Origin of the sequence: Azospirillum sp. TSO35-2 (genome assembly GCF_003116095.1) — a bacterium.
GTDB lineage: Bacteria > Pseudomonadota > Alphaproteobacteria > Azospirillales > Azospirillaceae > Azospirillum.
In genome coordinates this window covers 522,300-546,795 of record NZ_LGRA01000022.1, presented here as the reverse complement: position 1 = coordinate 546,795, position 24,496 = coordinate 522,300, and the positions used below count along the sequence as shown (strand labels likewise).

Below are 24,496 nucleotides of genomic sequence, written 5' to 3'. Positions count from 1 at the left end.
CGCACAAGGACTCGAACCTTGGGCCCGCTGATTAAGAGTCAGCTGCTCTACCAACTGAGCTATGCGCCCATCCATGTCGGGCACTTCAAGAGATGGTGGGCGCACAAGGACTCGAACCTTGGGCCCGCTGATTAAGAGTCAGCTGCTCTACCAACTGAGCTATGCGCCCATCTCTTGACGCGACGAACGCTGCAAACGCAGCCGACTGTTCATCGCCCCGGTCAGGCCGTGTGTCCCGGCCGGTGTGGCGCGGTTTATAGCGAAGGGCTTTTGGCCTGTCGATAGGAAAAACGCAGGCCCGTGCATTTTCCTCGGCGTGCATTTCGATGGCCCCGGCGACGGGCTCCGGCTACACCACCGCGACGACCGGATCGGGTGCGGGAGGGGCAGGATGAGCGGCTGGACCGAGGGCTATGTCGGCGGGATCGACTACATCCGCGCCGTCTACCGCGACTGGTCGCCGGCGCTGCTGCGCTTCGCGCTGACCCTGCGCGGCTGGCGCCCGCCCGCCGCCCTGACCGACGGCCGCTTCACCATGGCGGAGCCGGGCTGCGGCCATGGGCTGACCACGGCGCTGCTGGCCGGCGCCCACCCGGCGGCGCGGTTCGAGGCGACCGACTTCAACCCCTCGCACATCGCCGGCGCCCGGCGGCTGGCCGACGACGCCGGCCTGACCAACGCCGTCTTCCTGGAGGAAAGCTTCGCCGACGAGGCGCGGCGGCAGGGCGCGCCGGCGCCAATGCTGGACGTCGTGGCGCTGCACGGCGTCTGGTCCTGGGTCAGCGCCGCCAACCGGGCGATCCTGCTCGACACGCTGCGCCGCCGGCTGAAGCCGGGCGGCGTGGTCTTCGTCAGCTACAACGCCCTGCCCGGCACGCTGGCCCACATGCCGCTGCGCCGCATCCTGGTGGAGCGTTGCGCCGAGGGCGACGGCCCCCTGCCGGAGCGGATCGAGCGGGCGGTGGCCTTCGCCGCGCGGATGGCGGCCCAGGGCGGCGGCTGGTTCGCCAACACCGACGGCGTGGCCGAGCGCATCGAGCAGCTGCGCCACAAGTCGGCGAACTACATCGCGCACGAATATCTGAACGGCGACTGGACCGCCTTCTACCACGCCGACGTGGTGCGCGAGCTGGCGGGCGCCAAGCTGGAGTTCGCCGGCGCCGCGGTGCCGATGGAGCAGTTGGACGACCTCACCCTCTCCGCCGCCCAGCGGGCGCTGGCGGCCGAGGCGCGCGACCCCGCCCAGGCCGAGACGCTGCGCGACGTGATGACCAACCGCAGCTTCCGCCGCGACCTGTTCGTCAAGGGCGGCGAGCGGCTGTCCGCGGCGGAGCGGCGGGCGCTGCTGGGCGCCAGCCGCTTCGTCCTGCTGGTGGCGCCCGACGACCTGCCGGAGGTCGCCTCGACCCCGGTCGGCCGCCTGTCCTTCGCGTCCGCGCTCTACCGGCCGCTGGGCGAGGCGCTGGCGGAGGGGCCGCAGAGCCTCGACGCCCTGCTCGCCCGCCCGGAGCTGGCGGCGCAGGGGGAGGAGGCGGTGCTGCGCGCCCTGGTGCTGCTGACCAGCCTCGCGCTGGCGGCCCCGGCCATGCCCGAGGCGGGAAGGACCGACCGGCAGGCACAGGCGGACCGTTTCAACGGCGCGGTGCTGGAGCGCCACCGCTACGGCGACACCCCGGGCCAGCTGGCGTCGCCGCTGCTGGGCGCCGGGGTGGCGGTGTCGCGGATCGAGGCGTTGTTCCTGCTGGCCGACCGGCTGGGGGAGGAGCCGGCGGCCTTTGCCTGGCGTCACCTGTCGGCCGACGGCATCACGCTGGGGCGCGACGGCGAGCGCTGCGAGGGGGACGAGGCCAACCGTGCCGAACTCGCCCGGCGCCACGCGCGCTTCGGCGAAGGGCGCCGGCCGCTGCTGGCCGGGCTGGGGGTCCGCTGACGGGGGAGGTGGAGCGGCGCGTCAGCGCGCGCCGGCGGGCGGCTTCGGCAGCTTCTCGGCGATGCCGTAGAGCGCCTCGCGCCGGCGGATTTCGGCGAAGACGTCGTCGGGGTGGATGTTCAGCGTCACCCACAGGACCGACAGGTTGTAGAGCAGGTCGGCGCTTTCGTTGACGACGCCCTGGCGGTCCTCGTTCATGGCGTCGAGGGCGACCTCGACCGCTTCCTCACCGACCTTCTTGGCGATCTTCTTCGGACCGGCGGCGAACAGGCGGGCGGTCTTGGACTCCGCCGGGTCCATGCCCTGGCGGTCGAGGATGGCGTCGTACAGGCGGATCAGGTCGTCGGTCATGAAGGGGTGCGTGACCTCGTGTGCGGGGCGGCGGGGCGATGGACAAGCATCGTTTCGATAACGTGGCCGTTCCAAGGCCAAATTGCCATCCCCCATCGGCCGGCCCCGCGCCGCACCATCGCCTTATGCCATCAGGCGTCGCCTTCCCGCCCCAACGGCGGCGTCACGCCTGCGCGGTCACGCCTGCGCCGGGTCGCAGGAATGGTCGGCCTTGGGCCGTTCGTCCAGCAGCGGCTCGCCGGTGCTGACGAAATGGACGACCTCGGCGATGTTGGTCGCGTGGTCGCCGATGCGCTCCAGGTTCTTGGCGATCATCATCAGGTGCATGTGCGCGGTGAACTGGTCGGGCACCGCGGCGGCCGAGCGCTCGACCTCCGCCACCAGGCTGGTGTAGAGCGCGTCGACCTCGTCGTCGGTGCGCCAGATGCGCAGCGCGGCGTCGCCGTCGCCGTCGACATAGGCGTCGATCACCGCGGCCAGCCGTTCGCGCACCAGGCGGCCCAGCTGCGGCAGGCCGGCCAGCGGCGCCGACTCGGGCAGGCTGAAGATGGCGACCGCCCGCTTGGCGGTGTTGGCGGCGTGGTCGCCGATGCGCTCCAGGTTGCCGGCGATCTTCAGCGCCGCCACCACCTCGCGCAGGTCGTCGGCCACCGGCTGGCGCAGAGCCAGCAGGCGCATGCAGTGCGCCTCGATATCACGCTCGAACGAGTCGAGTCGGGCGTCGGACAGCACGATCTCGCGCGCCAGATCGGGATTGCGCTGGGCCAGGCAGGTCAGCGCCTGGTCGATCTGCGTCTCCGCGGCGCCGGCCATCTGCACGATGGCGGATTTCAGCCGCTTCAGCGCGTCCTCGAACGCGGACACGATGTGCGGAGCGGAGGTCTTCATCGTCGCCAAACCTTTCCCGGCGGGAGCCATGCAAGGCGGCGACCATAGCGCGTGGACGTTACGGAACGATGACACCGGCGTCCGCGCCGGAGTCCCGAGCGATTTCCCCAGTTGATTTTGCAGCGCAGCATTGCGACACCGGAGAGCGCGCCGCCGCTGTGGCCGCTGCCCTCCCCTCCCCCAACCGACGAACACGCCATGATCGAACGCCGTTTTGAACAGATCATCTTCGCCAGCCGCTGGCTGCTCGCCCCCTTCTATCTCGGGCTGGTGGTGTCGCTGGGCGCCTTGCTGGTGAAGTTCTGTCAGGAGGTCCTGCACATCCTTCCCCATGTGCTGGACATGACCGAAAAGGACGTGCTTCTGGCCGTGCTGACGCTGATCGACCTGTCCTTCGCCGGCAACCTTCTGCTGATGGTGATCTTTGCGGGCTACGAGAACTTCGTGTCGAAGATCGATGTCGCCAATCACGAGGACCGGCCGGACTGGATGGGCAAGGTCGATTTCGGCGGGCTGAAGCTGAAGCTGATCGCCTCCATCGTCGCGATTTCGGGCATTCACCTGCTGAAGGCGTTCATGAATCTCGCCGATACCTCGCGCGACGAGCTGATGTGGCTGGTCATCATCCACATGACCTTCGTCGTTTCGGGCGTGTTGCTGGCCTGCATGGACCGGCTGGAGGGGCACCGCCACGCGCCCGCCCCGCTGGACCGCGCCAAGGCCGCGGACGCGCACCACTGAGCCGCCATGACGCCGGACGGTTAGGCCGGACGGGCGTTCCGCTTCGGCCGGGGTCAAAAGCCCGTTGCGGTGCGGCGGCAAGACGGTTAGACACCGTACCGTCCTGACCGACGGCCGGGCGATCGGGTGGTTTCGGGCGACGTTGACCGCAATGGCTTGTGCTGTTGACGGAAAATTAACCCTACTCCGCCAGTTTGCCTTCATCGGGCGCCGGGCGCACTCTCCGCTTGAGCGCCCGGACTCATTCGACTATGGAACCGTCGGCGGACGTGCTATGCCAATCCGCCGGCTCGGCCGTCTCAACCGCTTTGATAGAGTTCGACAGCTCCATGCTCTCCAAACTGCTCGGCGTTCTGTCAGCCGACATGGCGATCGATCTGGGGACGGCCAACACCCTGGTCTATGTCAAGGGCCGCGGCATCGTCCTGAACGAACCGTCCGTCGTCGCCATCGCCAACGTGCGCGGCAAAAAGCAGGTTCTCGCCGTCGGTGACGAGGCGAAGATGATGCTTGGCCGTACGCCCGGAAACATCCAGGCCATCCGGCCGCTTCGCGACGGCGTCATCGCCGATTTCGAAGTCGCGGAGGAAATGATCAAGCATTTCATCCGCAAGGTTCACAACCGCCGCAGCTTCGCCAGCCCGCAGGTCATCATCTGCGTGCCGTCGGGCTCGACCGCGGTGGAACGCCGGGCGATCCAGGAATCGGCGGAGGCCGCCGGCGCCCGCCGCGTCTTCCTGATCGAGGAGCCGATGGCCGCCGCGATCGGCGCCGGGCTTCCGGTGACGGAACCGACCGGCTCGATGGTCGTCGACATCGGCGGCGGCACCACCGAGGTGGCCGTGCTGTCGCTGGGCGGCATCGTCTATTCGCGGTCGGTCCGCGTCGGCGGCGACAAGATGGACGAGGCCATCATCGGCTACATCCGGCGCAGCCACAATCTGCTGGTCGGCGAAGGCTCCGCCGAGCGGATCAAGAAGGAAATCGGCTCCGCCTGCCCGCCCGAGGACGGCGAAGGCCGCATCCTCGAGATCAAGGGCCGCGACCTGATGAACGGCGTGCCGAAGGAGCTGATCATCTCCGAACGGCAGATCGCCGAGTCGCTGGCCGAACCCGTGTCGGCCATCGTCGAGGCGGTGAAGGTGGCGCTGGAACACACCGCGCCCGAGCTGGCCGCCGACATCGTCGACAAGGGCATCGTGCTGACCGGCGGCGGCGCCCTGCTGGGCAACCTGGACTTCGTCCTGCGCCACGCCACCGGCCTGCCGGTGTCGATCGCCGACGATCCCCTCTCCTGCGTGGCGCTCGGCACCGGCCGCGCGCTGGAGGAGATGAAGACGCTGCGAAACGTCTTGGTCAGCGCTTACTGATTGGTGTATCCCTTGGTTGGAAGGCCTCCGGTCCGCCATGCCTCCGGGCGTTAGTTCCCGGGCATCAAGGACCGGAGACGGACCGCGTATCTGGACGGGAATTTCCTGTGAAGCCACGCTCATCCGGCTCCGTCATCCGCCTTGCCGCCCCCTTGCGGGCTCTTGCGCAGCGTTTCTCCTTCCTTCTGCTGGTCCTGGCCTCGATCGCCCTGATGATGGTGGGCAAGATCGAGTCGGTGTCGGTGGACACCGCGCGCGCACGCGTGACCGACGCCTTCGCCCCGATCCTCGACGCCATTTCACGGCCCGCCGCGACCGCGGCGCGCGTCGTCGAGTCCGTGGTCGAGCTTGAGAACGCCTTCGACGAGAACCAGCGGCTGAAGGCGGAGAACGCCCGGCTGCTGCAATGGAAGCAGGCCGCCCTGCGCCTGGAGTCGGAGAACAGCAGCCTGCGCAGCCTGCTGCGGGTGCGGCCGGAACCTTCGGTGAACTACATCGCCGCCCGCGTCATCGCCACGCCCGGCAGCTCCTTCGTCCGCACGCTGGTGGTGACCGCCGGCAAGCGCGACGGGGTGCGCAAGGGCCAGGCGGCGCTGGCCGGGGCCGGGCTGGTCGGCCGGGTGATCGAGGTCGGCGAATGGTCGTCCCGCGTCCTGCTGCTGACCGACATCAACGCCCGCGTGCCGGTGGTTCTGGGGAATTCGCGGCAGCGCGCGATCCTGGCCGGCGACAATTCCGACCAGGCCAAGCTGCTGTACCTGCCGCCGGACTCGCCGGTGCAGGCGGGCGAGCGCGTGGTGACCTCCGGCGACGGCGGCCTGTTCCCGCCCGGCCTGCCGGTCGGCGTGGTGACCGCGGTCAGCGAACGCGGCGTGCGCGTGCTGCCCAGCGCCGACCTGTCGCGCATCGAACATCTGCGTCTGGTCGATTTCGGACTTCCCGGCACGGATCTGGACCTGTCGCCCGAATGGAAGTAAGCGCCGGAAGGAACGCAAGGCCGTTGCACGCGTGCGCCGGGACTGGAAAGCGGTTGGGATGACCGCCACATTCTGGCAGAGGCTGGACAAGGCCGGGCGCAATCTGGCGCCCTTCGCCGTCACCGTGATGATGGTGCTGGTCGGCATGGTGCCGGCGCCGGTGCCGGGCTACGCCCCGGTGGCGCCGAACCTGACGCTGATCTCGGTCTATTACTGGACCATCCATCGCCCCGACCTCATGCGGCCGGGGGTGGCCTTCATGATCGGGCTGCTGCAGGATTTTCTGATCGGTGGCCCGCTGGGCGTCAACGCCCTGCTGCTGGTGGTGGCGCAATGGGCGGTGCTGAACCAGCGCCGGGTGTTCCTGGCCAGCACCTTCGCGCTGCTGTGGTTCGGCTTCACCCTGGTGATGGCCGGCGCGGTGGTGCTGCAATGGCTGGCCTTCTCGATGCTGGACTCCGCCGCGCTGTCGATCCTGCCGGCGCTGTTCCAGGGGTTGCTGACGGTGGCCACCTTCCCTGCGGTGGGTTGGCTGCTGATCCGCGTCCACCGCGCGTTTCTGAACGGGTAAAGGCTCCCGACGGGTCTCATGAGTTCCATCGAACGCGACACCGACCGTTCCCGCCTGCTGGCCCGCCGCGCGCTGGTGCTGGGCGGCATCAAGCTGGCGGGGCTGTCCGCGCTGGTCGGGCGGCTCTATTACCTGCAGGTGGTCGAGTCGGCCCGCTACACCATGCTGGCGGAAGAAAACCGCATCAGCCTGCGGCTGATCGCCCCCTCGCGCGGCAACATCGTCGACCGGTTCGGCACGCCGCTGGCGGTGAACGAGCAGAACTACCGCGTCGTCGTCGTGTCGGAGCGGACCCGCAATATCCAGGAAACGCTGGACAAGATCTCCCGCATCGTGCCGCTGACCGAAGGCGACCGCCGCCGGGTGTTGCGCGAGCTGCACCGCAAGCGCCGCTTCGTCCCCGTCACCGTGCGCGAGAACCTGACCTGGGAGCAGGTCGCGACGATCGAGACCAACACCCCCGACCTGCCCGGCGTGGCGATCGAGGTGGGCGAGTTGCGCCACTACCCGCAGGCCGACGCCACCGCCCACATCATGGGCTATGTCGGTGCGGTGTCGGAGGCCGAACTCAGCGGCAACAGCGATCCCGTGCTGTCGCTGCCCGGCTTCCGCATCGGCAAGGCCGGCATCGAGAAGTTCCATGAAAAGGTGCTGCGCGGCACCGCCGGCACCAGCCAGCTGGAGGTCAACGCCGTCGGCCGTGTCATCCGCGAGCTGTCGCGCGACGAAGGGCAGTCGGGCCGCGAGGTCCAGCTGACCATCGACATGGGGCTGCAACGCTTCGTGCAGGAACGGCTGGCGCAGGACGTCAGCGCCGCGGCGGTGGTGATGGACGTCCACACCGGCGGCATCTACGCCCTGTGCTCCCACCCCAGCTTCGACCCCAACCAGTTCACCATGGGCATCAGCGCCGAGCTGTGGGAAGAGCTGCTGGCCAACCCGGCGACCCCGCTGAACAACAAGGCGGTGGTCGGCCAGTACCCGCCCGGCTCGACCTTCAAGATGATGGCGGCGCTGGCGGCGCTCGAATCGGGGCTGGTCAGCAACCACCACACGGTGTTCTGCCCCGGCTATCTGGAACTGGGCGACCATCGCTTCCATTGCTGGAAGCGCGGCGGCCACGGCACGGTGGATTTCGTCGGGGCGCTGCGCCATTCCTGCGACGTGTTCTTCTACGACGTGTCGCGCCGCGTCGGCATCGACCGCATCGCCGAGATGGCGAACCGTTTCGGTCTGGGCAGCCGCACCGGCATCGACCTGCCGCACGAGCGCGGCGGCCTGATTCCCTCCATCGCCTGGAAGAAGGCGACGCTGGGCAAGAACTGGGACATGGGCGAGACGCTGGTCGCCTCGATCGGCCAGGGCTATGTGCTGGCGACGCCGTTGCAGTTGGCGGTGATGACCTGCCGGCTGGCCAACGGCGGCTATGCGGTCAAGCCGCACCTGACCAAGCAGATCAAGTCGGTCAGCGGCGAACAGGTCGCCTGGCCCAGCATCGGGGTGAAGAAGGAAAACCTCGACATCGTGCTGCGCGGCATGACCGACGTGGTGAACGCCGCCAACGGCACCGCCTTCAAGTCGCGCATCACCGAGGTCGGGTACGAGATGGCCGGCAAGACCGGCTCGGCCCAGGTCCGCCGCATCACCATGGCGGAACGCAACAGCGGCGTGAAGAAGAACGAGGATCTGCCGTGGCGCGAGCGCGACCACGCCCTGTTCGTCGCCTTCGCCCCGATCCAGTCACCGCGCTACGCCTGCGCCGTCTTCGTCGAGCACGGCGGTGGCGGCTCGACCGTTGCCGCCCCGGTTGCCCGCGACATCCTGCTGGAAACCCAGAAGCGCGACCCCGGCCGCGCCACCGTGGCGGAAACCCCGCCGTCCGGCGTGGCCGAACCGCGGGGCTGACCCTCCGCCGGTCAGGCCGTCACCGGCCGTGGCTTGGCGGGAATGGTCATCGCCGCCACCCCGACGATCACGCAGCCGCAGCCGGCCCAGGCGTTGAGACCGAGCGATTCCCCCAAGGCCAGCGCACCGATGCCGACGCCGATCGGCACCCGCAGATAGGCCTGCGCCGTGGTGCCGACCGATCCGATGGTGTGGACCAGCCGGAAATACAGGGTGAAGGCCAGCGCGGTGGAGAACACCGACAGGCCGAGCAGCGCCAGCACGGACGAGCCCGACGGTGCCAGCGTCCACGGCGCATCGACCAGCAGGCTGAGCGGCAGCAGGACGACCGCGCCGCACAGCAGCGAGCCGGCGGCCGGCATGATCGGGTCGAGCCCCTTGAACACCCGGCCGAAGATCGCGGCGCCGGCGTAGCAGACGGTGGCGGCCAGGATGGCGCATTGCGCCAGAAGATCGCCGCCGCCGGCCAGCGCCTGCGGACCGATGACCAGGATGGTCCCGCCGATCCCGGCCAGCACCCCCACCCCCTTGCGGACGGTCAGCGCTTCGTGGCGGGTGACGAGGCTGGTCATCAGGAAGGCGAAGATCGGCGTGGTCGCGTTGAGGATCGCGGCGGTGCCGGCGTCGACGCTGCGCTCCGCCCAGGCGATGAGGGTGAAGGGCGCGACGCTGTTCAGAACGGCCTGGATCAGGAAGCGGCGCCAGATCGCCCGGTCACGCGGCAGGGCCAGCCCGCGCCAACGGATCACCAGCAGGAGAATCCCACCGGCGATCAGGGTGCGCGCGGCGATCAGGGTCAGCGGCGGGATGGTCGCCACGCCGAGCTTGATGAAGCTGTAGGACGCCCCCCACAGGGTCGCCAGCGCCAGCAGCAAAGCCAGTTCGACCTTCAGGTTCGGTCGGGTGTCGGTCATGATCGCCTCGGCGGTTGCGGACGGACGCCACCATGCCAGCTCTTGCCGCCGCCGGCCGCGACCGACGTTTCGTTCCCGGCCGAACCATCGCCGGCTGACCGCCGCGCCGCGACGGATTATGCTCGGACCATGTCCAGCATCCTGTCCGGCAACAGCATCGCGGCCGTCGCCGCCCTGATCGGGGATCCCGCCCGCGCCAACATGCTGTCGGCGCTGATGGGCGGGCAGGCGCTGACCGCCGGGGAGCTGGCGTGGCACGCCGGGGTCGGCGCCTCGACCACCAGCGGCCATCTGGCGAAGCTGACGGAGGCCGGGCTCCTGACCCTGGAGCGCCAGGGCCGGCACCGCTATTACCGGCTGGCCTCCGCCGACGTCGCCCAGGCGATGGAAATCCTGATGGCGGTGGCGGTCGCCGGGCCGAAGCGGCATCGCCCGGTCGGGCCGAAGGACGAGGCGCTGCGCACCGCCCGCACCTGCTACGACCATCTGGCGGGGCGCCTCGGCACCGCGCTGCCCGACTCCCTGTGCCGGCACGGCCACGTCGCCCTGGCCGATGGCGGGGGAGCGGTGACGGCGCGCGGGCAGCGCTTCCTGGCGGAGTTCGGCCTCGACCTCGAGCACGACCGCGGCAAAGGCCGGCCGCTCTGCCGGACCTGCCTGGACTGGAGCGAGCGCCGCCCGCATCTGGCGGGGCGGCTCGGCGCCGGGCTGCTGGATCGCCTGCTGGCGCTGGGCTGGCTCGCCCGCAACCCCGACAGCCGCGCCCTGGCGATCACCCCCGCCGGGGTGCAGGGCTTCGCCGACCGCTTCGACCTGGCGCCGGAGCGCTGGACCGGCGGCTGATCCCCCGGCAAACAGCGAGCACAAACAGCGGGCACAAACAGCGGGCACAAACGAAAAGCGCGCCCCCGAAGGGACGCGCTTTCCAGAAAACCGAGCGGCGTTCGCCGGATCAGTTCTTCGACTTGTCGACCAGACGGCGCTCGGCGATCCACGGCATCATGGCGCGCAGCTTCTCGCCGACCTTCTCGATCTCGTGCTCGGCGTTGCGGCGGCGGATCGCCTTGAAGGACGGCTGGCCGACCTTGCATTCCTGCATCCAGTCGCGGACGAAACGGCCTTCCTGGATGTCGGTCAGCACGCGCTTCATCTCGGCCTTGGTCTCGGCGGTGATGATGCGCGGGCCGGTGCGGTAGTCGCCGTATTCGGCCGTGTTGGAGATCGAGTAGCGCATGTTGGCCATGCCGCCCTCATAGATGAGGTCGACGATCAGCTTCACTTCGTGCAGGCACTCGAAATAGGCCATCTCGGGGGCGTAGCCGCCCTCGACCAGCGTCTCGTAGCCGGCCTTGATCAGCTCGGTCAGACCGCCGCAGAGGACGACCTGCTCGCCGAACAGGTCGGTCTCGCACTCTTCCTTGAAGGTGGTCTCGATGATGCCGGCGCGGCCGCCGCCGTTGGCCGAGGCGTAGGACAGGGCGATGTCCAGCGCGTTGCCCGAGGCGTTCTGGTGCACGGCGACCAGCGACGGCACGCCGCCGCCACGCTGGTATTCGCTGCGCACGGTGTGGCCGGGGCCCTTCGGCGCGATCATGAACACGTCGAGGTCGCCGCGCGGCTCGATCAGGTTGAAGTGGATGTTCAGGCCATGGGCGAAGGCGAGCGCGGCGCCCTGCTTCATGTTCGGGGCCAGATCGTCCTTGTACAGGTCGGCCTGCAGCTCGTCGGGGGTGAGAACCATCACGACGTCGGCCCAGGCGGCGGCTTCGGCCGGGGTCATGACCGTGAAGCCGGCGGTCTCGGCCTTCTTGATGGTGGCCGAACCGGGACGCAGCGCAATCCGCACGTCCTTCACGCCACTGTCACGCAGGTTGTGAGCGTGGGCGTGGCCCTGGCTGCCGTAGCCGACGATGACGACCTTCTTGCCCTTGATCAGGTTGACGTCGGCATCACGATCATAATAGACGCGCATGGAGATGGTTCCTTAAATTTCACTAGCCGGGTGTTGAACGAAGCGATTAGTGCGCGGTGCGGATTAGTCCATCGGTGGCAAGGCCGCGTCAAGCAAAAGCCGCCCGTCAGCGTTGAAGGGGTTGAGGAAAGTGACGCCGCCAAGCCGCCGCCGGTCCTGAAAGTCTTCGGACACAAGGTACTTACAGCCAAACGCGTCGGCGTTTGCCCACAAGACCGCATCCCAGATTTGCAATCCGTGCGCGGCTACGGCATCGAAAGCGCGGCTGAAAGCATCGGCGGCGACCGGGAGACGCTCAAAGCTCTTCTCATAGTCACGGACGAGGTCCAATGCTTCGGCGGGCGGCAGGATTCGCTTGCGGGTCAGCGAGGCATAGAGTTCGCAGAGCGCCTGTCCGGCGATGACGACAGCAGAACCGGCTGCCGCCGCCCTCTCCAACAGGGCCAGCGCAACCTCGTGTTTGGCGGGATCGCGCCGGTCGGCCGCATAGAACAGGATGTTCGTGTCGAAGCTGACCACGGGTTTGGTCATGGCAGGGAGCCGCGCTCATGCAGATCGTCGCGCGTCCAGTCACGCCCACCCAGGTCGTAACCCTTGCGCAGCTTCTCGAGCAGCCTTTGCCCAGCTTCCTTGCGACGCTCCTCGTCGGACACGGTTTCCGTGGCCGAAAGCCGCGCCACCGGCGTGCCGTTCTCGGTCAGCACGATCTCCTCGCCGCGTTTGGCGGCCTCGATCAGCGCGCCGAGCTGCTCCTTCGCCTCGTCCACCGACAGCATCTTCATAACCGTTCCCCGCTGCTCGCCGTCCGCCCATCCCGGCGGATCATCCTAACCCAGAACGGGCCGGACGGCGATGGAGCCCGAAGAAACCCTCGGGGGGAGCGTCAGAACGCCGCCGGCCCCTTCGACATGGCGACGACGCCGGTGCGGCTGGCCTCGACGAGGCCGAGCTGGGCCATCAGGCCGACGAAGTCGTCGACCTGTTGCGTCGTGCCGGTCAGCTCGAAGACGAAGCTGGTCAGCGTGGCGTCGACCACCTTCGCCTTGAAGATGTCGGCGAGGCGCAGCGCCTCGATCCGCTTGTCGCCGGTGCCGACGACCTTCAGCAGGGCGAGTTCGCGTTCCACCGCCGGGCCTTCGTCGGTCAGGTCGTGGACGCGGTGGACCGGCACCAGCCGGCCGAGCTGCGCCTTGATCTGCTCGATGATCATCCGGGTGCCGGAAGTGACCAGCGTGATGCGCGACAGGTGGTCGGCGTTGTTCACCTCCGCCACCGTCAGGCTTTCGATGTTGTAGCCGCGGCCGGAGAACAGGCCGATGACGCGGGCGAGCACGCCCGGCTCGTTGTCCACCAGCACCGCGATGGTGTGCTTTTCGATCGCGTTCAGATCCATGATTCCCGTTCCCTTCTTCCGGTTCTTTATCGGCAGCGGATCAGACCAGCACCATGCCGTCTTCCGGCGTGGCGTCGGACGGGCTGTCGTCCGGACCGAACAGGATTTCGTTGTGGGCCTTGCCGCCCGGGATCATGGGGAAGCAGTTCTCCTTGGGATCGACGGCGATGTCGATGATGCAGGGGCGGTCGGTGACGGCCAGCATCTTCTCGATGACCTGATCGACCTCGGCCACCGTGGTGGCGCGCAGGCCGACGCAGCCCCAGGCCTCCGCCAGCTTGACGAAGTCGGGCAGCGCCTCCGAGTAGCTCTGGGAATAGCGCGATCCGTGCAGCAGCTCCTGCCACTGGCGCACCATGCCCATGTACTGGTTGTTCAGGATGAAGATCTTGACCGGCGCGCGGTACTGCACGGCGGTGCCGATCTCCTGCATGTTCATCAGGAAGGACGCCTCGCCCGACACGTCGACGACGATGGCGTCGGGGTGGGCCAGCTGGGCGCCGATGGCGGCCGGCAGGCCGTAGCCCATGGTGCCGAGCCCGCCCGAGGTCATCCAGCGGTTGGGCTGGTCGAAGGGCAGGAACTGGGCGGCCCACATCTGGTGCTGGCCGACCTCGGTCGTGATGTAGTGGTCCTTGCCGCGCAGCGCCTCACGCAGGCGTTCCAGCGCGTACTGCGGCTTGATCACCGATTCGGTGCGGTTGTAGTTCAGGCAGTTGCGGGCACGCCAGCCATCGATCTTGCCCCACCACTGCTTCAGCGCCGCCTGGTCGGGGCGCTTGGCCCGCGCCTTCCAGATGCGCAGCATGTCTTCCAGCACGGCGCCGCAGTCGCCGACGATCGGGATGTCGACCGCGACGTTCTTGTTGATCGAGCTGGGGTCGATGTCGACGTGGATCTTCTTCGAGCCCGGCGAGAATTCCGACAGCTTGCCGGTCACGCGGTCGTCGAAGCGGGCGCCGATGTTGATCATGACGTCGCATTCGTACATGGCGAGGTTCGCCTCGTACGTGCCGTGCATGCCCAGCATGCCCAGCCACTGGCTTTCCGACGCCGGGAAGGCGCCAAGGCCCATCAGGGTGGAGGTGATCGGGAAACCGGTGGTCTTGACGAACTGGGTCAGCAGCTGCGCCGCGAAGGGACCGGCGTTGATCACGCCGCCGCCGGTGTAGAACACCGGGCGCTTGGCGTTGGCGATCAGCTCCACCGCCTCCTCGATGCGGGCGATCTCCGGCTTGACCTGCGGACGGTAGGTCTTGTGCTTGACCTCGGCCGGCGGGACGTAGGCACCGTCGGCGAACTGCACGTCCTTCGGGATGTCGACCAGCACCGGGCCGGGACGGCCGCTGCGCGCGACGTAGAACGCCTCGTGCAGGGTGCGGGCCAGGCTGTTGACGTCCTTCACCAGGTAATTGTGCTTGGTGCAGGGACGGGTGATGCCGGTGGTGTCCGCCTCCTGGAAGGCGTCGTTGCCGATCAGGTGCGTCGGCACCTGCCCCGACAGGCAGACGATCGGAATGCTGTCGCACAGCGCATCCAGCAGGCCGGTCACCGCGTTGGTGGCGCCGGGGCCGGAGGTCACCAGCACGCAGCCGACCTTGCCGGTCGAGCGCGCATAGCCCTCCGCCGCGTGAACCGCGGCCTGTTCATGGCGTACAAGGACATGTTTCAGGTCGTTCTGCTGGAACAGCGCGTCGTAGATGGGAAGTACGGCGCCGCCGGGGTAGCCGAAGATGATGTCAACGCCCTGGTCCTTCAGGGCCTTGATGATGATCTGGGCGCCGGTCAGCTTCTGTTCGGACATCGCTCACGACCTTCTCATGTGGGCGCCTCTCCTGCGGGCGCCCGGTTCCTTGGGCTGTCGCCATCGCGGCCGCGGGGTCTGCCGTCAGAACAACGGCTTAGCCCCGATGGAGCGCGATGGGAGCGGCAAATTAGTCAATTCTTCCGTCACAGGTCAACCCTATTCGCGAATGATCGAAAAGTTTTTTTGCCGCAGTTTTTCCGATTGTTGCGCATTGCTTTTCGAATGATGGACTGGCGGCGGCCAAGCCGGCCGGAAACGGAAACGGCGGCCGCACCGGAGCGCGGCCACCGTTTCCACAGTTCATGTCGGCGACGGTCGGACGGGAACCGCGGGTCAGGCGGCGTCCTTCAGCAGCCCGCACAGCCGGCGGATGCCCTCGCGGATGCGGTCCGGCTTGGTGACCGAGAAGGCCAGCCGCAGCGTGTTCTTGCCCGAGCGGTCGGCGTGGAAGGCCGAGCCGGGCACGAAGGCGACGTTGGCTTCCTTGATGGCGCGGGCCAGCAGCTCGGTGCCGTCGACGCCCTCCTGCGCCTCGATCCAGACGAACAGGCCGCCTTCCGGCTTGGTCCAGGTGACGCCCGGGGGGGCGTACTCCTCCAGCGCCGCCAGCATGGCGTCGCGGCGCTCCTTGTACTGGGACCGCAGCAGCTTCAGGTGGCTGTCGAAGATCTGCGAGACGACGTCGTGCATGACGATCTGGTTGATCGTGCTGGCGTGCAGGTCGGCGGCCTGCTTCATCAGCACCAGGCGGTTCACCACCTCGGGCGCCGCGTTGACCCAGCCGACCCGCATCGCCGGCACCATCGTCTTGGAGAAGGTGCCGCCGAAGATGACGTTGGTCAGCTTGCCGCCGTTGCGCTGGCAGTCGAGCGCCGCCATCAGCGGCAGCTGCTCGCCGTCATAGCGCAGCTCGCAATAGGCGGTGTCCTCCACCACCGGCACGCCGGCGGCCTCGCAGGCGTCCAGGATGGCGATGCGGCGGGCCAGCGTCACCGTGGTGCCGTTGGGGTTCTGGAAATCGGGGACGAGGTAGAAGAACTTCGGCTTCTGCGCCAGCGCTTCGTTCAGCGCCCCCATCTCCGGCCCTTCCTCGTCCATCGGGATGGAGAGGTAGGTCGGCTCGTAGGGCGAGAAGGCCTGGAGGGCGCCGAGATAGGTCGGGCGGGTCACCACCACCTTGTCGCCGGGGCCGATCAGCAGCTTGCCGACGAACTCCAGCACCTGCTGCGAACCGTTGGTGATGAGAACACCGTCCAGCCCGACATTGACGCCCTTGCCGCCCATGTAATCGCAAATCCATTCCCGCAGCGGCGTGTAGCCCTCGGTGATGGAGTATTGCAGGGCCGAGCCGGCACCGGTGTTGGACTGGAAGATCTTCTCGTAGGCGCGGGCGATGGCGGCGCTGGGGAACAGATCCGGGTCGGGAATCCCGCCGGCGAAGGAGATGATCTCCGGACGGTCGATCAGCTTCAACAGCTCCCGGATTTCGGACGCCGTCATGCCGCTCACGCGGCCCGCGAACACATGACCCCAATCAACCGACACGTCGCTTCTCCTTCGGATCAGTAATTTAGTATCGTCTTTAGGCGGTCGAGCATTGCATTTCGAACCGCCGGTGAACAGAGGGTATCGATGGTATGGCAGCTATGCTGTCCTGTAGGAGATACCAGCAAATCAGCCGCTTTGCCAACTATCTGATGCCGGAACCACGTGACCTGCCGTTTGGCATAGCGCCGGGTCGATTGCTGGGCAAGGGCGACGGCGTCCTCCAGCGTGATCGCGCCGTGCAGGTGGCGGCGCAACTCCGGCACGCCCAGCGCCTTGAGGATCGGCAGGTCGGCGGCGAGCGCCTGCTCCCGCGCGAGGCGGTCGAGCCGCCGCACCTCCTCCAGCGCGCCCTGCCCCATCATCAGGTCGAAACGCCGGTCGCACAGCGCGTAGAGGTCGGCGCGCGGCGGGTCGAGGACGAGCCGGTGGAAGCGCAACCCCTCCGGCGCGCCCTGGGCGGTGCGGCTCTGCCAATGGGACAGCGGCTGGCCGGTTGCCTCCAGCACCTCCCAGGCGCGGGTCAGGCGGGTGGTGTCGCCGGGATTCAGCTTGGCGGAGGCCGGATCGCGGGCGACCAGTTCGGCGCGGAACGCATCGCCGCCCAGCGCCGCCAGCCGGGCGTGGGCGGCGGCACGGACGGCGTCGGGGACCGGCGGCACCTCGCTCAACCCCTGCATCAGCGCGCGCAGGTAGAGGCCGGTGCCGCCGACCACCACGGGCAGCCGGCCGGCCGCGGTCGCGGCGGCGATCTCCGCCAGCGCCATGTCACGCCAGCGGGCGGCCGACCCGCGCTCCGCCGCCGGCAGCACGCCGTAGAGCCGGTGCGGCGCCCGCGCCAGATCCTCGGCCGGCGGCCGGGCGGTCAGCACGTCCAGGTCGGCGTAGAGCTGCATGCTGTCGGCGTTGATGACGGTGCCGCCGAACGCCTCCGCGACGGCCAGCGCCAGCCCCGACTTCCCCGATGCGGTCGGCCCGCCGATGACGACGACGTCGGTAAGGTCGGCCTTGAGATTGGTCACGCTCGCTCGCCCCTGCCCTGTTCCACCCCATCCATGGCCTTGCCGCGCCTCGCTTTGCAACCCCCATCGCGCCATGGACGCCGAAGCTTCGTTGGACCCGGCTCCCCGCCTGTGCTAGGCAGCGCGCAAAGGCCCTCTTTTCCTCGGGATACCCCGCCGATGAACGCCGTCGCCACGCTGATCGCCCCCCGCACCGCCACGCTCGACGAGGCCGCCGTCCAGACCGCCAAGGCGGCGCTGGTCGGGCTGGGCGCCGACGCCGGGGCGCCGGATTGGCTGGCGCCGGGCACCGCCTGCGACCTGCCCTTCGGCAACCTCGCCCCCGAACAAGCCGAGGCGGCGATCCGCCATGCCCTGAAGGACGCGGCGCTGGACGTCATCGCCCAGCCGGCGGCGACGCGGCGCAAGCGGCTGCTGGTCGCCGACATGGAATCGACGATCATCGAGCAGGAGATGCTGGACGAGCTGGGCGACTATGTCGGGCTGAAGGACCACATCGCCGCGATCACCACCCGCGCCATGAACGGCGAGATCGACTTCAAGGGCGCGGTGCGCGAGCGCGTCGCCCTGCTGAAGGGCCTGAAGGAGACGGTGATCGACGAGGTGTGGCAGCGCGCCACCCTGATGCCGGGCGCCGCCCAGCTGGTCGGCACCATGCGGGCCAACGGCGCGGTGTGCGTTCTGGTGTCGGGCGGCTTCCGCTGCTTCACCGGCCGGGTGCGCGCCTGGATCGGCTTCGACGACGACCGCGGCAACGACCTGGAGATCCTCGACGGCGTGATGACCGGCAGCGTGACCGAGCCGATCCTCGACAAGGACAGCAAGCTCCAGGCCCTGCTGGCCTACGCCGGCGAGCACCGAGTGCCGATGGCCGAGACGATGGCGGTCGGCGACGGCGCCAACGACCTGCCGATGCTGCTCGCCGCCGGGCTGGGCATCGCCTACCACGCCAAGCCGGTGGTCGCGGCGGAAGCCCGCGCCCGGGTGGACCATGGCGACCTGACCGCGCTGCTCTACGCCCAGGGCTACCGGGTGTCGGAGTTCGTGGGCTGACGGGGCGTTCTTACGCCCAGACGCCGCGGACGTAGGGGGTCAGCTGGGTGTCGGTCAGGATGATGTGGCGGACCAGCCAGTCGGCAGTGAATTTGTAGAGCTTTTCGGCGTTCTCGTGGGTCGGTTCGGTCGAGAAGCGGGAGGACAGCTCGCTGACCTTCCGCACCGCCTCGCGGTGCATGGCGACGTGCTCGTCGAACTTCGGATAATGCACGATCTGCATGATCCGCTCTTCGCGGGCGAAATGCTCCTTGGTGTATTCCAGCAGCTTGACCAGGATCTTGGCGACGCGGATCGGCTGGAACCGCGGTGTTTCCAACGCGGCGTCGAGTTCGTTCAGATACTCGATCAGGTGCTTGTGATCCTCGTCGATGGCCGGCTGCCCGACGCTCAACTGCCGTCGCCATGTGATGGCGCCCATGACCTTCCGGCCTCCTTCCCTCCCACGGTCCGGCGACGTTCCGCGCTGGTCCCGGCTCCCCAATCGACGGTAGTATGACTGGTGTTACCACGTCGCCAAAACAGCCGGCGTCGTCACACGGCAATTTGACGCACCCGGCATGGACCACCAGCACGGGAAGGTCCAAACGAAACGGGCGGGCGCGTCGCCGCACCCGCCCGTCCAAACCAACGAACCGCCGAAATCAGCCGACGATGGAATAGCCGCAATCGACGTAGGTGGTGTCGCCGGTGATGCCCTTGGCGCCGTCGGTGGCGAGGAAGGCGGTGGTGTAGCCGACCTCCTCGATCGTCACCAGCCGGCCTTCCGGCGCGCGTTCCGCCGCCTTGTTCATCAGCTCGTCGAAATGGGCGATGCCCGAGGCGGCGCGGGTCTTGATCGGGCCCGGCGAAATGGCGTGGACGCGGATGCCCTTCGGCCCCAGCTCGGCCGCCAGATAGCGCACGCTGGCCTCCAGCGCCGCCTTGACCGGACCCATCACGCCGTAATTGTCGATGACCCGGTTGGCGCCGAAGTAGGACATGGTGAACAGCGACCCGCCATCCTTCATCAGCGGCTCCGCGTAGCGCGCCATGCGCAGGAAGGAATGGCAGGACACGTCCATCGCCTGCTGGAAACCTTCGCGCGAGCAGTCGACGACGCGGCCGTGTAGGTCCTCCTTCGGCGCGAAGGCGATGCTGTGCAGGGCGAAGTCGAGCTTGCCCCACTTCTCGCCGATCTTTTCGAACATCGCCTTCAGCTCGCCTTCGCCGGTGACGTCCACCGGCTCGAAGATCTCGGCCTCGAGCTGCTGGGCCAGCGGCTCGACGAAGCGCTTGGCCTTCTCGTTCAGATAGCTGACCGCGAGGTCGGCGCCCATGGCGCGGAAGGCGCGGGCGCAGCCCCAGGCGATCGACTGGTCGTTGGCGATGCCCAGGACGAGGCCCTTCTTGCCTTCGAGCGTCGCGGCGGCGGGAATGATCGTGGTCATGGCGGACAGTCCTGCTGTCAAGGTGACGGGAGGAGCGGCCGCGCCGGCGCCGTCCGCCGGTGGTTGCGCACGGCACCCCTTGTGCAGTGCACCATAAACCAGTTCCCACAAGCGCGCAACGTGTTCCAGGCGCAGAACCGGCCGCCCTGTCAATCATCGCGCAGCATTCCCATGGGCAAGACCAATAAAAGCAAAAAATCCTCTGGCGGCGTCTTCATTGATCCACATCAAAACGGCCTGCCGCGGATGGAGCGGAAGGCCGTTTCTTGATGACATTTCTGTTATCAGGTCACGCCGGGGGTGAAAGAAGGCGGATCGCTGGCCGGGAAGGACTCCTCCGACGCCTCGTCGACGATCTCCTTGTCGTCGCAGGGGTCATAGATGTCGCCGGGATGGCGGGAGAACCGGTTCTGCCCGTCGTCGACGTCCTGCGCCGGAATGGCCGCCCGGGCGCGGCGCGACCAGCCGGCCACCATCGAGGTGAATGGGCAGTAGCCGGTCAGGCCGCGCGCCACCAGGACGCCGCCGGTCAGCGCCAGCGCCGCACCGCCCCATCCGGCCCGCCGCATGCCCAGGACCGCCAGCAGCCCGCCGCCGGCCAGCGACGCCAGCCGCTCGTTGTGGCCGAGGTTGATGGTGTAGCCGCCATCCGGACCGTGGATGCGGTCCTCGACGCTGCGGGCGCCGCGTTGCGCGATGTCTGTGATGGTCGAGAGTGCCATGTCGGTCCTCCTGGAACGGGTCACTGCTGGGAAACCGGCGGTTGGGGGGCAGCGTTCCCCGGATTGCTCCCCGAATCGCCGCCGGGGATTGCGGAGCCGGTGCCGGCGGGTGGAGGCGACCCGCTCGACCCGGCGGCGCCGCGCGCCTGTTGCAGCTCCCGGTTCAGACGCGCCACCTCCTGCGACAGCCGCTGCACCTCCTGGCGCAGCGGCTGCGCGGCGTCGTTGCCGCCGCCCGTCGCCCCGGCGATGGCGGCCAGCGTCGCGCTGTCGCGCGTCCAGTAGGGGGAAACGCCGTAGTAGGTGTGGATGGCCATCGCCCACTGCCGGTCGTTCATGTTCGGCCGGTTCGATTCGCTGAAGCGCGGCGCGTTGGTCAGCTTGTCCTTCGGCACGTTCAGGACATAGCCGTCGCCCGACGGGGTGAACAGCGCCCACGGCACCGGGAAATGGCTCTCGCCGAGGCCGAGGAAGCCGCCCAGCTCGACCACCGCGTAGGCGACGCGGCCGCTGTTGGGGTCGATGATCAACTCGGAGACGCTGCCCAGATCGGCGCCGTCCGGGCTGCGCAGCTTGGCGTCCTCCAGCTCGTCGGCGGCGATGGCCCGCGGGTGGGCGATGGAATCCTGCAGCGCCAGCGCCTCGCCCAGGATGGCTTGGCAGGCCGGGGCGTTGCCCTGCTGCGCGGCGCCCTGCGCCCCCTGCTGCAAGGCGCGGAGCTGGGCGATTTCCTGCGGGGTGACGGGAGCCGGGGTGCCGGGGCCGGCGGCCTCCAGCGCCGCGACCTGCTGGCCCAGACGGTCGAGCCCTTGGGCGCAACCGTCACCGGACGCCGGGGGCGCGGGGGTTGCGGCTGCGGATGGGGTCGAGGCCGCCAGGGCGGGCGCGGCAACGGACAGGGAGCCCAGCAGGCCAAGGAACAGGGCCGCGCCAAGCGTCGGGCGTTTCATCGGGACATCCTCCGGCGTCGATCGTCGCATGCTGCATGAACAGCACGGTCAAGCCGGAGGTTCCGTGATCAGGGCCGGAAGGCCGGCGGTCAGCCCGGAAGAGGCAGGCCGCCGCGCTGGACGATGAAGGACTGGATGGCGTCCAGCCCCTGACCGGTCTTGATGTTGCTGAAGACGAAGGGACGGTCGCCGCGCATCTTGCGGGCGTCGCGGTCCATCACCTCCAGGCTGGCGCCGACCATCGGGGCAAGGTCGGTCTTGTTGATCACCAGCAGGTCCGACCGGGTGATGCCCGGCCCGCCCTTGCGCGGGATCTTGTCGCCGGCCGAGACGTCGATGACGTAGATGGTGATGTCCGCCAACTCCGGCGAGAAGGTCGCCGCCAGGTTGTCGCCGCCCGATTCGATGAAGATCAGGTCCAGGTTGGGGAACTTGGCGTTCATCTGGTCGACGGCGGCGAGGTTGATCGAGGCATCCTCGCGGATCGCGGTGTGCGGGCAGCCGCCGGTCTCCACCCCCATGATCCGTTCCGGCTTCAGCGCGCCGGAGCGGGTGAGGAACTCGGCATCCTCCTTGGTGTAGATGTCGTTGGTGATCGCCGCGACCTCCCAATCGTCGCGCATGCGCTTGCACAGCGCGTCGGTCAGCGCGGTCTTGCCGGACCCGACGGGGCCGCCGATGCCGACGCGCAACGGGCCGGCGTGGCTCTTTTCGATAGCGGGGGGAGCGCTCATGAGCGGAACAGCCTCGTGTATTGGGTTTCGTGGATCATCGAGGTCCAGTCGACGGCCATCGCCCGGCCGCCGAGATCCTCCAGGGGGGCGTTCAGCGCCGCGTCGGCCGCCGCGTGGGTGATCGCGTCGAGCGCCGCCAGCGCCCGCTGCCCGTCGGTCTGGCCGAGCGGCACCAGCCGCACCCCGGCGGAGACGAGGTTGGCGGCGAAGGCGTGCAGGTAGGCGGCCAGCGCCGGCCCCTCCGCCACGCCGATCAGCGCCGACACCAGCGCGACCGCCACCGCGTAGGCCGGCGGGCGGCCGGTGGCGGCGATGACGGCGTCCCAGCGCGGCAGACCGTCGAGCGGCCACGCCGCGCGGATCGCCAGCAGGAACGCCTGCCCCTGGGACCGCGATTCCAGCGCGGTTTCGGCGGAGGCGCGCAGGATGTCGGCGCGCTCGACCGCCCAGGCGAAGGCGGCCTCGTCACCGGCGCGCACGGCGCGGTGCACGGCGGCGAACTGCATGCCGTCGGTCCGCCCGGCGCCGTGGCGCAGGATGCCGTCGAGCCAGACGATCAGCGTGGCGCGGTCCCGCACCAGCCCCTGCTCCACCGCCGCCTCGATGCCATGGCTGTAGGAGAAGCCGCCGACCGGGAAGGACGGCGACAGCCACGCCAGCAGGCGGGTGAGGGCGTGAATCGACACTCCTCCCTCTCCCGCCCCGGGAGAGGGAAGGGGCCCATGCGCAGCATGGGAAGGGTGAGGGGTGAATCGAGAATCAGGAGGCTCCATGTGCGGATTGCCCCTCACCCTCCCCGCCTCCGGCGGGTCCCCTCCCTCTCCCGGGGCGGGAGAGGGAAGGACATCCGCCTCAGTGACTGTGCCCATGCCCACCGCCATGCGAATGCCCGCCATAGGCGCCGCCTTCCGGCATGAACGGCACATGCACGTCGCGCACCTCGGCGCCCAGCCCGCGCAGCATGTCCTCGATGACGTGGTCGCGCCGCAGCCGGATGGTGTCGCCGACGATCTGCACCGGCAGGTGACGGTTGCCCAGGTGCCAGGCCACCCGGGCGAAGGCTTCCACCGGGCCGGGCACCCGCACCTCCATCAGGTCCTCCGCCGCGGCGACCACCCGCAGGATACCGCCGTCAACCAGTTCCAGCCCGTCGCCGTCGTCCAGCGCCACCGCGCGCGGCAGGTCGAGCAGGAAGGCGCCGCCGGCATCGTCGGTCATCGCCATCCGGCGGCGGAAGCGGTCGTCGAAGGCCAGCGTCACGGTGCCGGCCGCGCGCTCGGCCGGCCAATGGCCGCGGGCGTGGACTCGGGTGGCGCGGCGGGTCGGGTCGGTCATCAGCTAAAGCCGTTCGAAGGGGGTCGGGTGGCCGAAGAAGCGGCCGGCCAGTTCGCTGACCAGCGGCGCGTCCCCGGTGGTGAAGAAGCGCAAACCCCGCTCCGCCCCCTGCTTTGCTGAGCCGGGCTGGTATTCGGGATGGCGGTCCAGATACTGGTCGAGCGAGCGGGCGGTCAGGGTCGGCTGGTCCAGCACCTCCACCCCCGGCGGCAGCGCCCGGGCGAACAGGTGGCGGACCAGCGGGTAATGGGTGCAGCCCAGCACCACGGCGTCCAGCGGCTGGTGGCCCAGCTTGTCGAGCAGCACGCGGACATAGCGTGCCACCGCCGGCTCGATCTCTGCATCGGGGGCGCCGCGCTCGATCAGGGGGACGAGGTCGGGGCAGGCCTGCTGGACGACGCGGACCGACGGTGCCCGCTTGCCGATCTCGCGCGGGAAGGAGCCGGAGTTGACGGTGGCCGCGGTGGCGAAGATACCGACGGTGCGGGGCTCCGCCAGATGGTCCGGCGGCACGGTGTCGATCATCCACGGCACGCGGGTGATCGCCTCCACCATCGGCACCAGCACGCCCAGCACGTTGCGGCCGGGGTGGGCCGAGGGCAGCCACTCCTGCTGCAGACGCCGCAGCGCCACCGCGGCGGCGGTGTTGCAGGCGATGACGATCAGCCGGCAGCCCTGGGCGAACAGCCGGTCCATCCCGGCCACGGTCAGCCGGTAGATGTCATCCTCGCTGCGCGGGCCGTAGGGGGCGGCGGCGTGGTCGCCGAGATAGACGAAGGGCCGGTCGGGCGCCGCGTCCACCAGGGCCCGCAGCACCGTCAACCCGCCATGTCCTGAATCGAATACACCGATCACCTGATTTGAGCCTTCGCAACCGTTGCCCTCT

Annotated in this window: 26 protein-coding genes and 1 tRNA gene; 8 read left to right on the top strand and 19 right to left on the bottom strand. The window is 69.0% G+C overall.

Features of this window, described 5'->3' with window-relative positions; all coding sequences use genetic code 11:
- Nucleotides 1-93: 93 nt before the first annotated feature.
- A tRNA-Lys gene (locus tag TSO352_RS32370) sits at nt 94-169 on the bottom strand.
- A gap of 222 nt (nt 170-391) precedes the next feature.
- Here TSO352_RS32370 and TSO352_RS32365 point away from each other — a divergent pair.
- Nucleotides 392-1,930 (top strand): class I SAM-dependent methyltransferase, encoded by a 1,539-nt coding sequence (locus TSO352_RS32365; protein WP_109111370.1) that lies wholly within the window; start codon nt 392-394, stop codon nt 1,928-1,930.
- A 21-nt stretch (nt 1,931-1,951) separates the two neighbouring features.
- Here the strand turns inward: TSO352_RS32365 and hisE are convergent, their stop codons facing one another.
- Together hisE and phoU are read right to left on the bottom strand one after the other, a co-directional pair.
- Nucleotides 1,952-2,281 (bottom strand): phosphoribosyl-ATP diphosphatase, encoded by a 330-nt coding sequence (hisE, locus tag TSO352_RS32360; RefSeq protein WP_109111369.1) that lies wholly within the window; start codon nt 2,279-2,281, stop codon nt 1,952-1,954.
- A gap of 177 nt (nt 2,282-2,458) precedes the next feature.
- Nucleotides 2,459-3,169: a phosphate signaling complex protein PhoU gene (gene phoU, locus TSO352_RS32355; RefSeq protein WP_109111368.1), complete on the bottom strand. Its 711-nt coding sequence runs from the start codon at nt 3,167-3,169 to the stop codon at nt 2,459-2,461.
- Nucleotides 3,170-3,367: 198 nt separating this feature from the next.
- On the opposite strand from phoU, the gene TSO352_RS32350 reads away from it, so the two are divergent.
- From TSO352_RS32350 to mrdA, 5 genes are all read left to right on the top strand, one after another.
- A complete protein-coding gene (locus TSO352_RS32350; RefSeq protein ID WP_109111367.1) occupies nt 3,368-3,910 on the top strand; it encodes a TIGR00645 family protein in 543 nt (180 codons plus the stop codon).
- Nucleotides 3,911-4,239: 329 nt separating this feature from the next.
- Nucleotides 4,240-5,280: a rod shape-determining protein gene (locus tag TSO352_RS32345; protein ID WP_012974729.1), complete on the top strand. Its 1,041-nt coding sequence runs from the start codon at nt 4,240-4,242 to the stop codon at nt 5,278-5,280.
- 107 nt (nt 5,281-5,387) lie between these two features.
- Complete coding sequence (gene mreC / locus TSO352_RS32340; protein WP_109111366.1) at nt 5,388-6,257, top strand: rod shape-determining protein MreC; 870 nt, start codon at nt 5,388-5,390, stop codon at nt 6,255-6,257.
- A 58-nt stretch (nt 6,258-6,315) separates the two neighbouring features.
- On the top strand, nt 6,316-6,828 hold the full coding sequence (gene mreD / locus TSO352_RS32335) for a rod shape-determining protein MreD (RefSeq protein WP_109111365.1): 513 nt from the start codon (nt 6,316-6,318) through the stop codon (nt 6,826-6,828).
- 18 nt (nt 6,829-6,846) lie between these two features.
- Nucleotides 6,847-8,733, top strand: a complete 1,887-nt coding sequence (gene mrdA / locus TSO352_RS32330) for a penicillin-binding protein 2 (RefSeq protein ID WP_109111364.1) — start codon at nt 6,847-6,849, stop codon at nt 8,731-8,733.
- Nucleotides 8,734-8,744: 11 nt separating this feature from the next.
- Here mrdA and TSO352_RS32325 read toward each other — a convergent pair whose 3' ends face one another.
- Entirely contained in the window at nt 8,745-9,647 is a 903-nt protein-coding gene (locus tag TSO352_RS32325; protein ID WP_109111363.1) for an EamA family transporter, read from the bottom strand.
- Between the two features lie 129 nt (nt 9,648-9,776).
- Between TSO352_RS32325 and TSO352_RS32320 the strand changes: the two genes are divergently transcribed.
- Complete coding sequence (locus TSO352_RS32320; RefSeq protein WP_109111362.1) at nt 9,777-10,490, top strand: helix-turn-helix transcriptional regulator; 714 nt, start codon at nt 9,777-9,779, stop codon at nt 10,488-10,490.
- A 109-nt stretch (nt 10,491-10,599) separates the two neighbouring features.
- Here TSO352_RS32320 and ilvC read toward each other — a convergent pair whose 3' ends face one another.
- The 7 genes from ilvC to miaA all read right to left on the bottom strand — a co-directional run bounded on the left by ilvC (nt 10,600) and on the right by miaA (nt 17,386).
- Nucleotides 10,600-11,619, bottom strand: a complete 1,020-nt coding sequence (ilvC, locus tag TSO352_RS32315) for a ketol-acid reductoisomerase (RefSeq protein WP_109111361.1) — start codon at nt 11,617-11,619, stop codon at nt 10,600-10,602.
- A gap of 63 nt (nt 11,620-11,682) precedes the next feature.
- The gene (locus TSO352_RS32310; RefSeq protein ID WP_109111360.1) at nt 11,683-12,150 is read right to left on the bottom strand and encodes a PIN domain-containing protein; all 468 of its coding nucleotides are present in this window, start codon (nt 12,148-12,150) and stop codon (nt 11,683-11,685) included.
- A complete protein-coding gene (locus TSO352_RS32305) occupies nt 12,147-12,401 on the bottom strand; it encodes a type II toxin-antitoxin system prevent-host-death family antitoxin (RefSeq protein WP_109111359.1) in 255 nt (84 codons plus the stop codon). The genes TSO352_RS32310 and TSO352_RS32305 overlap by 4 nt, the downstream gene beginning before the upstream one ends.
- Before the next feature lie 101 nt (nt 12,402-12,502).
- On the bottom strand, nt 12,503-13,012 hold the full coding sequence (gene ilvN, locus TSO352_RS32300) for an acetolactate synthase small subunit (protein WP_109111358.1): 510 nt from the start codon (nt 13,010-13,012) through the stop codon (nt 12,503-12,505).
- A 40-nt stretch (nt 13,013-13,052) separates the two neighbouring features.
- Complete coding sequence (locus TSO352_RS32295) at nt 13,053-14,816, bottom strand: acetolactate synthase 3 large subunit (protein ID WP_109111357.1); 1,764 nt, start codon at nt 14,814-14,816, stop codon at nt 13,053-13,055.
- Between the two features lie 336 nt (nt 14,817-15,152).
- On the bottom strand, nt 15,153-16,319 hold the full coding sequence (locus tag TSO352_RS32290) for a PLP-dependent aminotransferase family protein (protein ID WP_247872593.1): 1,167 nt from the start codon (nt 16,317-16,319) through the stop codon (nt 15,153-15,155).
- Nucleotides 16,320-16,381: 62 nt separating this feature from the next.
- Nucleotides 16,382-17,386: a tRNA (adenosine(37)-N6)-dimethylallyltransferase MiaA gene (miaA, locus tag TSO352_RS32285; RefSeq protein ID WP_247872592.1), complete on the bottom strand. Its 1,005-nt coding sequence runs from the start codon at nt 17,384-17,386 to the stop codon at nt 16,382-16,384.
- 159 nt (nt 17,387-17,545) lie between these two features.
- On the opposite strand from miaA, the gene serB reads away from it, so the two are divergent.
- Entirely contained in the window at nt 17,546-18,439 is an 894-nt protein-coding gene (gene serB / locus TSO352_RS32280) for a phosphoserine phosphatase SerB (RefSeq protein WP_109111354.1), read from the top strand.
- A gap of 10 nt (nt 18,440-18,449) precedes the next feature.
- Here the strand turns inward: serB and TSO352_RS32275 are convergent, their stop codons facing one another.
- From TSO352_RS32275 to TSO352_RS32240, 8 genes are all read right to left on the bottom strand, one after another.
- Entirely contained in the window at nt 18,450-18,860 is a 411-nt protein-coding gene (locus tag TSO352_RS32275) for a bacteriohemerythrin (protein ID WP_109111353.1), read from the bottom strand.
- A 223-nt stretch (nt 18,861-19,083) separates the two neighbouring features.
- Nucleotides 19,084-19,869 carry an enoyl-ACP reductase FabI gene (gene fabI / locus TSO352_RS32270; RefSeq protein ID WP_109111352.1) on the bottom strand — a complete coding sequence of 262 codons (786 nt, stop codon included), beginning with the start codon at nt 19,867-19,869 and terminating at the stop codon, nt 19,084-19,086.
- 284 nt (nt 19,870-20,153) lie between these two features.
- Nucleotides 20,154-20,591 (bottom strand): DUF2892 domain-containing protein, encoded by a 438-nt coding sequence (locus TSO352_RS32265; RefSeq protein ID WP_109111351.1) that lies wholly within the window; start codon nt 20,589-20,591, stop codon nt 20,154-20,156.
- A gap of 20 nt (nt 20,592-20,611) precedes the next feature.
- Nucleotides 20,612-21,541, bottom strand: coding sequence for a PRC-barrel domain-containing protein (locus TSO352_RS32260; protein WP_109111350.1), 930 nt, complete (start codon nt 21,539-21,541; stop codon nt 20,612-20,614).
- Nucleotides 21,542-21,630: 89 nt separating this feature from the next.
- Nucleotides 21,631-22,275 (bottom strand): urease accessory protein UreG, encoded by a 645-nt coding sequence (gene ureG, locus TSO352_RS32255; RefSeq protein ID WP_109111349.1) that lies wholly within the window; start codon nt 22,273-22,275, stop codon nt 21,631-21,633.
- Nucleotides 22,272-22,961 carry an urease accessory protein UreF gene (locus TSO352_RS32250; protein ID WP_109111348.1) on the bottom strand — a complete coding sequence of 230 codons (690 nt, stop codon included), beginning with the start codon at nt 22,959-22,961 and terminating at the stop codon, nt 22,272-22,274. Before TSO352_RS32250 ends, ureG begins: the two co-directional genes overlap by 4 nt.
- 166 nt (nt 22,962-23,127) lie before the next feature.
- Nucleotides 23,128-23,610 (bottom strand): urease accessory protein UreE, encoded by a 483-nt coding sequence (locus TSO352_RS32245; RefSeq protein ID WP_109111347.1) that lies wholly within the window; start codon nt 23,608-23,610, stop codon nt 23,128-23,130.
- 3 nt (nt 23,611-23,613) lie between these two features.
- Entirely contained in the window at nt 23,614-24,426 is an 813-nt protein-coding gene (locus TSO352_RS32240) for an aspartate/glutamate racemase family protein (RefSeq protein ID WP_247872603.1), read from the bottom strand.
- Nucleotides 24,427-24,496: the final 70 nt, after the last annotated feature.